At 57.0% G+C, this 8,427-nt stretch carries 6 protein-coding genes, 1 tRNA gene and 1 pseudogene; 4 read left to right on the forward strand and 4 right to left on the reverse strand.

Translation table 11 applies throughout. The features are described from left to right. Window positions 1-300: 300 nt before the first annotated feature. The 3 genes from IOB61_RS13035 (at window position 301) to IOB61_RS13045 (ending at window position 3,958) form a co-directional block, all read left to right on the forward strand. Entirely contained in the window at window positions 301-873 is a 573-nt protein-coding gene (locus IOB61_RS13035; protein WP_290817453.1) for a hypothetical protein, read from the forward strand. Between the two features lie 171 nt (window positions 874-1,044). Next, window positions 1,045-1,120, forward strand: a tRNA-Lys gene (locus tag IOB61_RS13040). Window positions 1,121-1,411: 291 nt separating this feature from the next. Further along, window positions 1,412-3,958 (forward strand): hypothetical protein, encoded by a 2,547-nt coding sequence (locus tag IOB61_RS13045; protein ID WP_290817456.1) that lies wholly within the window; start codon window positions 1,412-1,414, stop codon window positions 3,956-3,958. Here the strand turns inward: IOB61_RS13045 and IOB61_RS13050 are convergent. Genes IOB61_RS13050 through IOB61_RS13065 form a run of 4 tightly spaced genes read right to left on the reverse strand, consistent with a single transcriptional unit; the run spans window position 3,925 to window position 7,625 of the window. Next, entirely contained in the window at window positions 3,925-4,584 is a 660-nt protein-coding gene (locus IOB61_RS13050; protein WP_290817459.1) for an ABC-type transport auxiliary lipoprotein family protein, read from the reverse strand. The genes IOB61_RS13045 and IOB61_RS13050 overlap by 34 nt on opposite strands. Continuing rightward, window positions 4,581-5,675 carry an MlaD family protein gene (locus IOB61_RS13055; protein WP_085340168.1) on the reverse strand — a complete coding sequence of 365 codons (1,095 nt, stop codon included), beginning with the start codon at window positions 5,673-5,675 and terminating at the stop codon, window positions 4,581-4,583. The genes IOB61_RS13050 and IOB61_RS13055 overlap by 4 nt, the downstream gene beginning before the upstream one ends. 22 nt (window positions 5,676-5,697) lie before the next feature. Beyond that, complete coding sequence (locus tag IOB61_RS13060) at window positions 5,698-6,498, reverse strand: ABC transporter ATP-binding protein (protein WP_290817464.1); 801 nt, start codon at window positions 6,496-6,498, stop codon at window positions 5,698-5,700. After that, window positions 6,495-7,625 (reverse strand): ABC transporter permease, encoded by a 1,131-nt coding sequence (locus IOB61_RS13065; RefSeq protein WP_290817467.1) that lies wholly within the window; start codon window positions 7,623-7,625, stop codon window positions 6,495-6,497. The genes IOB61_RS13060 and IOB61_RS13065 overlap by 4 nt, the downstream gene beginning before the upstream one ends. A gap of 219 nt (window positions 7,626-7,844) precedes the next feature. Between IOB61_RS13065 and IOB61_RS13070 the strand changes: the two are divergent. Further along, window positions 7,845-8,427: pseudogene (locus IOB61_RS13070) on the forward strand (dipeptide epimerase); the annotation flags it as partial.

Raw genomic sequence — 8,427 nt, forward strand, 5'->3', positions numbered from 1 at the left:
CTGGGCTGCAACAGCTTACTCCACAGCGCAATCTGCTCGCGAAACAGACCCAAGACTTCTAGGGCGAGTTCTTGATCGCCGCCAGTCATGCGCTCCAAATGGGCTCTGTCCACCACGGGGCCCTGCAAATGAAGAGGTGTGCTTACATCCATCCCTTCCTCATAATGGTTCAAGGTTAAAGCGGCATTTACAGGCCGCCATCACCAAGGCGTGATGTTTCTGAAGAACTTATTCATGCTGGTTTCAGGGAGTTGCAGGCAAAGTCGCCATCAGGGACATCTGAATCAAGGAGAGTTTTCTATGCGTCTGCTTCTCACCAGCGCCCTTGTGTTAGCCGGTCTGGCCTTCACAGCCCCTGCACAGGCGCAAAGCATTTCCGTCCATGTGGGGTCGCCCGGACCAGTCTATGTCGACCGCCGGGGTGCCGATTATTGGGGACCTTATGGGCAATGGCACAGCTGGAACCCCCGCTGGGGCAATCCCGCCATCTATGCCAACCGCTGGGGCTTTGATGAATATCACCCAAGCCGTGGCTGGCGTCGCGACAAGCAATGGTACAATCATCCCTCGGCTTGGTCGGGTTGGGGTGGCTGGAACTGGTCGTTTGAAGTACGCGGTGGGGATGATTTTGACCGTGGCCGTGGCTGGGATCGCCATGAATGGCGCAACCGTCATGACCGCCACGATCGCCATCGCAACCGTTTTGAAGACCGCTATAGCTACCACGCCCCTGTTGTGCGTTGCTACCGTCAGAAAAGCCATGATTGGATCCGTGGCCGCAAAGCGCTGGTCAGCTATGTGCTCTGCACCGACCGTCGCGGTCGCACCTATGAAGAGGCAGGCTCTCGCCGGATAGAGGCCTGGATTTGGTAATTGGCCCTCACTTGCCCGGTAAAAAACACCCGCCGTGCAAACAAAAGCGGCGCAGGGCTTGAACCCTGCGCCCATTTGGGCCATACGCCCTTTCCCTTGTTTCTTGCGCCTCACACAGGCGGCTCGCGCAAACCAAGCGCCAGCGGCACCAGCCGAGAAGACAAGCCGGTCGGGTGATTAGCTCAGTTGGTAGAGCAGCTGACTCTTAATCAGCGGGTCGCAGGTTCGAACCCTGCATCACCCACCAATGTTTTTTGAAGGCGGTTTTTTAGGCCCCTCAAAAGACACGCCACACAACGCAAAAATCGCTCAGAACATCCAGGTTCGGCTTACCGGATAGGCATAATCGGGCTTGAGAAGATAGCTTTTGTAAGAAAGCCGGTGCACGGATGATTGCCCATCATTCAGGCTGCTAGGCCCCATAGCGTAAATGGCTTAGGGTGGATAAGAATAGTCTGGCATGTTGGTCAAATAATAGGGCCGCCAAGACTTGGCTGCATGCGCGTTGATGTTTTGGGATTGAGTTGGGCAAAACAATATGGCCGATGAAAAAGATGATGATGTGTGGGCACGGGTGCGCGATGAAGCCCAAATCAGTGAATCCGCCAAACGCATCGCCAAAGCCGCCCAACGCATGAAGGAGCAAGAAAGCGAGGAAGCGGCCAACCGCCTTGCCCCTATCGAAATGGCTGAAGCAGCCGGTGGCGATTTGGCCCCCAGCACGCCTCAAGAGGCTGTCGATCCACGCACCAAAATGCGGTGGGAGACCTCAACCGAAGAACCCGATGGCTCTGCCCCCATTAAACGTCGCCCAAAAGCCAAACATGCCCCTACCCTGCTTTATGGCTCCATCGGCTTGGCGCTGATCTGGGTTGCCGGTGTTGGTGCCTATATTTTTGAGAATATTGCGACCTTGGGGGCGAGCGACGCGACCTTGCTTTTGAGCTTGGCGGTGTTGTTGTTCGGACCTGCCTTCTCGCTGCTTGCGGGGCTGATGGGCGAAAGCATTGCAAAGTCTAATCGCGAGTCGCGGCAATTGATGGCGGCCGTGCGCCGCTTGCTTTTGCCCAGCAATCTAGCCGAAGGGGCGATCCGCACCACCGCCCAAGCGGTTGAGAGCGAAATTGGACGCTTGGAAGGTGCCTTAAGCCAAGTGGCGGAAAGACTGGCGCAGATCGAAGGCCAAGTTGAACGACGTACATTGGCCCTCAATGAAGCGGGTCAGGCCGCACGCGGCAGCGCCGATAGCCTTGCCCAAACCATGGAGCAAGAACGCCAACGCCTCGACAGTTTGCTGGCCTCTTTGGCGGAAATGACCGCCAATGCCGCCTCGACAACCCAAGTTGCCACCGAAGGGCTGGACCTGCGCGCCACCCGCCTGACGGAGGTGGCGCAAGGCTTGGCGACCCAATCGACCCAAGCTTCCGAGCTTGCCATTGGCGCGGCAGAGCGTTTGGACCAAGCAGCACAGCGGGCAGCAACAGCAATTACCGAACTGGATCAAGCTGCTGCAAAAGGCGAGTCCGCGCTGGCGCGCGCGCATGATTTGATGGTTCTGGCCCGTCTGCGTGCGGATGAAGCGGTGGGCAGTGTGGATGGGGCGGTTCAATCCTTAAGTTCTGCTGCCCAACAGGCCAGCGAAAACGCCGTACAGGCTGCCAATACAATCGCGAGCAAAACCCTTGAGGCGCGCGATATGAGCCTTGCGACCCTAGAGGATGTGCGGGCTGCTGCAGAAGCCAATGCTCGCCTCGCCGCAGAATCTTTGCGTGCCGAAGCAAATGCGGCCCGCCTCGCCGGGGAAGAGACCATGGCCGCTTTGCGCGCCAGTGGTGAAGCCATTCGCCAGGCCGCCGAAGAGGCCCGCCGTCGCGCCGCAGAGCAAGAAGCTGAAAACCAAACGCGCTTGGATTCTGCCCGACAAACGGCTTTTGAGGTGAGCAAGGAAGCCGATCACTTCATGTCGGGCCGCCTAAAAGACGCCCAAGCCATGATCGAACAATCAGCCGGCTTGCTCGATCAAACCGGGGCCCGCATTCAAGAGCGCTTCTCGGCCCTCGCCGCAGCCTGTGCCGATCAGGCGCGCGCGGTGGAAGATATTCTTGATGGACTGGATCGTCGCTTATCAAACTTGCCACAGGAAGCCGATACGCGCGCCCGGGCAATTGAAGACGCCTTGAATGAAACCTTGAGCCGATTGAATGCCGCAGGGCGTCGCGCCGCAGAAGAAACCGCTGCTCTAGACGAAGCCTTCCAAATCCGTTTGCGCGATTCCTATTCCGCACTCGGCGAAGTGGTACAGCGTTTGGGTGGCCTGTCTGGTGTGCTCGCCCCGCCCGTTGCCGCCCCAATACTCGCCCCGCCGGTTGCCGTGGCACCACCACCTCCACCTCCGCCACCTCCACCTCCGCCACCGCCGCCGCCACCGCCACCGCCACCGCCGCCGCCACCTCCACCGCCGCCGCCGCCTCCTCCGCCTGAGCCGATTGTGACGATGGTGGAAGAAGTGGTTGAGCCTGAGGCTGAGAGCTCTGTATTTGCGCCTTTTTCGCCCGAAGAGATGGCTCAAGCAAACGAGGATGGAGAGGCGCCACCAGCCCAAGAAGCGGCACCCGTGACAACGCCCCTGAAAGGTCGTCTCACGATTTCCAGCCCCATCCCCGTTGAGGATGATCCATTCGCAGACCTGCAGATTGATCGCTCAAGTGCCCCTGCCGGTGGTCCAGCAGGAGGGTGGAGCTGGAAGCAAGTTCTTTCCAGCCTCGATTCCAAAGGCCCAAACCCGGAAAACCAGCGCATTATGGCGCTACTAACCGAGTTGGATTTAGAGCGGGCCATCGATGATGCTCTGCTGGACCGCTTGCGCGCTCTGGCCGGACGGTCGCGCGATCAAGCCCGTCGCGGCACGCGCGAGGCTGTGACCAACAGCGTCAAGGCAATGCGTCTAAAACTCACCATGGACCCAGATTTGCGCGCGCTCGTGGTCCGCTTTGTGGAAGCACGGCGGGAGGCAGCCGCGCGTGGCCGGCTCACCGGTCATGAAGCCCGGATTTATTTGGTCGCTGACGCCGCCTTTGAAGCATAGTCTGCGTCAGCCTCTTTGACGGCCCATTGCATGGCTTTGATCGCAAAATTACGGGTCGCTTGCTCCAAAGCGCGGGCTGGCTGAGTCACATCACCGCGCGCTGCAATAGCTTCGCCGGTGATGACTTTTGAGGCCAAGGGCTTGCCTGAATAAACCTCGATCAAACGAGCTGTCGCTTCAATACGCGCCACACCTTTTGTACGGCCTTGCGGTTCGGTGACTTGAAACGCGCTGACGTCAAAGTGCAGCTCATAATCGGGTCGCGCAATCGTCACAGCGCGAACGGCGGCACGCGTCGAACCTGCAAGGTCAAAGGTCTCTAGCACCACATTTTGGATCGATAAGGGGGCCGAAGCTGAAAAGCGCAAACCGTCGACATAGGCAAAGGTGCGGTCTTTGCGCATGACGGCAATTTGGTTGCCCAGCAAAATGGCTGGCATGGTTGGCACGCCAATCCCGATGGTGAACGGGCTCTGTTGGGCTTGCCGCGGTACCGTGGGATCTGCCCGCATTGCCACCACGGCCGGGGGTTTACCAGGCTTTGGCAACAGCGTGATACAGCCCGCCACTGGCGCCGTCATCGTGGCAATGGCCAATAAAAGGCCGAGACGTCGGATCGTTTTCATTGTTTCCACTTTACTGTCGCGGTGGGAGGACGGTTGACGATTTCCAGCGGGTTCTGGCTAATTTGTTGGCCCAAAGCATCAAATGTCATCGATGTATTGCGCACCTCTTGGGCTGCACGGCTCATATCCGGCAAAGTCTGATCTGCACCAATCTTGAAGAACCGATCAATTGAAACAACGGCGCGATTGGTGTTTTCTGCCACCGCACCAAATTGATTGGTCGCCGTGCGCATCGCCACCGCGGTTTCATTAAACTCTTTCAACGTGGATTGCGCCTCAGTCAAAGCTTCCATGGTTTTGGCCAAGGTCAGTTCTGCCCCACCCGAAAGGGAGTTTGCGTCCTCACTCAAACCATCCACCAAGAGGCGGCTGGAACTTACCAGCGCCAAGGATTCCTGGCCCAATGTATTGGTCTGGGTCATCAGATTTTTGCCTAAGGCGTCATAGGTGGTGGCCGTCAGCGTCGCTTGGTCTGCAAATTTGCGGGCAGATTGAACAAACAAGCCAGTATCTTGCGTGGTTTGACGGAAGCTTTGCGCTGCAAGGCTTGCCTCCCGCAGGGTTTTTGAGAAGTTCTCGATATTCTCGGCATCCAAAAGCTTATTGAGGCGGGCAACCGCTTCTAGCGAAGTTGAGATCACCCCTTCCCCATCCTGAAGCAAGCGATCAAGCTGACCGCGCTGGCTGGTGATGACTGGGGGGCTTTGCCCAATGCGCGCAAACATGCGCTTGGCCCCATCTGAGCCGGCGAGGATCTGAATATAGGTTGAGCCGGTAAGGCCAGAGGGCTCAAGCTGGGCGATCGAATCGGTCTTCACCGGCGTGGTGCTTTGCACCCGGATGCGGGCAATCACATCTTTTGGATTCTGCTCGCTCAAGCGCAAATCGGTAACTTCGCCAACCTTAATGCCGTTGAAGCGCACTTCGCCGCCAATCTCGAGACCCCGCACAGGCCCTTCAAAAACGACGTCATATTGCGAGCCTTGCCGATTGACACCGGAATTGCCCATCCAGACTGTAAAGATGATGGCCGCGAGAATGCTCAAGATCGTGAACATTCCGATCATGACGTAATTGGCGCGTGTTTCCATCTTCTCCTCCTGATTTGGCCGTTCAGCCTAAAGCGGCCCGGCCACGTGGCCCGCCAAAATATTCTGACAACCAACCCGTCGCATGTTCGCGCAAATGGTCCAAAGGACCGATAGCGATAACTTTACCCTCTGCCAATGCCGCAACCCGATCACAGGCGTCGCGCAACGTATCTAAATCATGTGTGATTAAGAAGACTGTTAGGCCGAGGGTTTCCTTCAATTCATTGACCAAAGCATCAAACTTGCCGGCGGTAATTGGGTCGAGCCCGGCGGTCGGCTCATCAAGGAACAGGATATCGGGGTCCAGCGCAATAGCACGCGCAAGCGCTGCCCGTTTGCGCATCCCACCCGAAAGCTCTGCAGGCAGTTTGTCCGCGGAGGACGGCGGCAGGCCCGCCATCAAAATCTTCAAGTCCGCGATCTCAAGGGCTAATTTCGGCGGCAAATTGGTATGCTCGGTCAGCGGCACCAGAACATTTTCCCGAACGGTTAAATTCGAAAACAAAGCCCCGTCCTGAAACATCACGCCCCAGCGTGCATCTAAAGCTTTGCGCTCTGCAGGGTCGTTCGACCAGACATCATGACCCAGCACCATGACTTTGCCCTCTGAGGGCGGACGCAGACCGATTATGGCGCGCATGAGAACAGATTTACCTGTCCCCGACCCGCCAACAATACCAATGGTTTCGCCGCGCAACACATCCAGATCGAGATGTTCATGGATCACCACATCCCCGAAACGATTGGCGATGCCGCGCAAGCGGATTGCCACTTGCTCGTCGGGAATATCCAAAATCGGCGTGAGAGCATCGGCCGGGTTCATATGCCAAGCTCCATATAAATCAGCGCAAAAATAGCCTCGACCACGATAACCATGAAGAGGGCTTGTACCACCGAAGCCGTCGTTCTTTGACCCAAGGAAATCACATCGCTTTCGACATTTAAGCCCTGCCGACAGCCAATGATCGCAATGATGAAGGCAAAGACTGGGGCCTTGCCCATGCCGGCCCAGAATTGATCGACGCCCACATTGTCGTTCAAGCGATTAAAGAACAAAGTCGGACTGATATCCAAGGTCAGCATGGTGACAATCGCGCCGCCAGCGATCCCGGCAATCATGGCAAGAAACGTCAAAATCGGGAACATAACCAACAGCGCAATTACGCGCGGCACCACCAGCATTTCCATGGGACTCATGCCCAAAATGCGCATGGCATCAATCTCTTGCGTCATTTTCATCGAGCCGATTTGGGCGGTAAAGGAGGAATCCGACCGACCCGCCAAAATAATGGCTGTGATCAAGACGCCAAATTCACGCAATACCGCAAACCCCACCAACTCAATGGTGAAGACAGAGGCCCCAAAGTCTTGCAAAATGGTCTTGCCCAAAAAGGCAATCACCGCCCCGATAAAGAAAGACAAGGTCATCACAATCGGTACGGCGTTGAGCCCCGCACTTTCGGCAACCGCAAAAGTTGGCAACCAACGTACGCGGCTTGGGTTGGCAATAGCTTTGCCGCAGGCCACGACCGTTTCCCCAAAAAAACCAACCGTATCGATCATCTCGTCATAGATTTGCACCATGGCGCGACCCATACGCTCAAGCAATTGTCGCCAAAGTGGCACTGGCTCGGGTAGTGCATCACAGCCGGCGGTAAACTTGCGAACTTCGGCAAGCATGCGCCCGGCAACAGGGTGCTTGCCAATCATCTGTGCAGGCTGTTCGACCGAGGAGTACAGCGCCTTTTCAATGACATAGGCACCAGCGGTATCCAGGTCCATCAAGCCACTTACATCAACAATAGCAGGCCGATCTGTCTCAAGGTCGCGGATTGGGCGCAGTTCGGCATCGATCGACCCAATGGTATGGATCGTCCAGTCCCCCGTCACCCGAAGAATTGGCGCAGGTCCGCTTCGATCAATTTCAAACTGGGCCTCTTGGTCGGGCAAGAAAGGGCCTTCCTGGCTAAAATCCTGATTGGCCACCCAATGATGTGGTGGCGCGTTCAGCTTCGAATCGTTGTGCACACGAGCCGACGCAAAGTCTAGCTTAGAGGCTAGTCCCTTGTTGGAAAAGAGGCTTACCCGCATTTACAAATGACAAGGTGTGACTGGATTGCCTCAGGGTCGCCCGCTTCGCAAAGCCTGCAAAAGCGTTTAAGAAGCAGCATGAAGTTTCACGTGCAAAAAGAAGTGTGGCCGCTGAAGGGCGTTTTTCGCATCGCCCGAGGTGCGCGCACGCAAGCCCAAGTTGTTACCGTAACCCTTGAAGACAAAGACTTTATTGGGCGCGGTGAATGCGTCCCCTATGCACGCTATGAAGAAGATTGCGACAGCGTCATCGCGCAATTGGAAGCGGTTCGCGCCCAAGTTGAAGCCGGTGTCGATCTTGAAGCCTGTCAAAGCCTCCTGCCTGCGGGTGCAGCGCGCAATGCGTTGGACTGCGCCCTCTGGGACCTGAAAGCCAAAAGCCTTAACCAGCCCGTCTGGGCCTTGGCAGGCCTGCCCGAGCCTAAGCCCTTGGTGACGGCCTTCACCATCTCGCTGGATACCGCCGAAGCCATGACTGAGGCCGCTCTGGCTGCCGCCGGTAGACCGATTTTGAAGGTCAAAATTGGCGGCGAGCATGATCTAGACTGCGTCCGCGCGGTTGCGAAAGCCCGGCCAGATGCGCGCTTAATCGTCGATGCCAATGAGGGCATGCAAGCGGATACTCTGCCAGGTCTTTTGGCTGAAGCCCGCAGCCTGAACA

Source organism: Aquidulcibacter sp. (assembly GCF_020253525.1).
GTDB lineage: Bacteria > Pseudomonadota > Alphaproteobacteria > Caulobacterales > Aquidulcibacteraceae > Aquidulcibacter.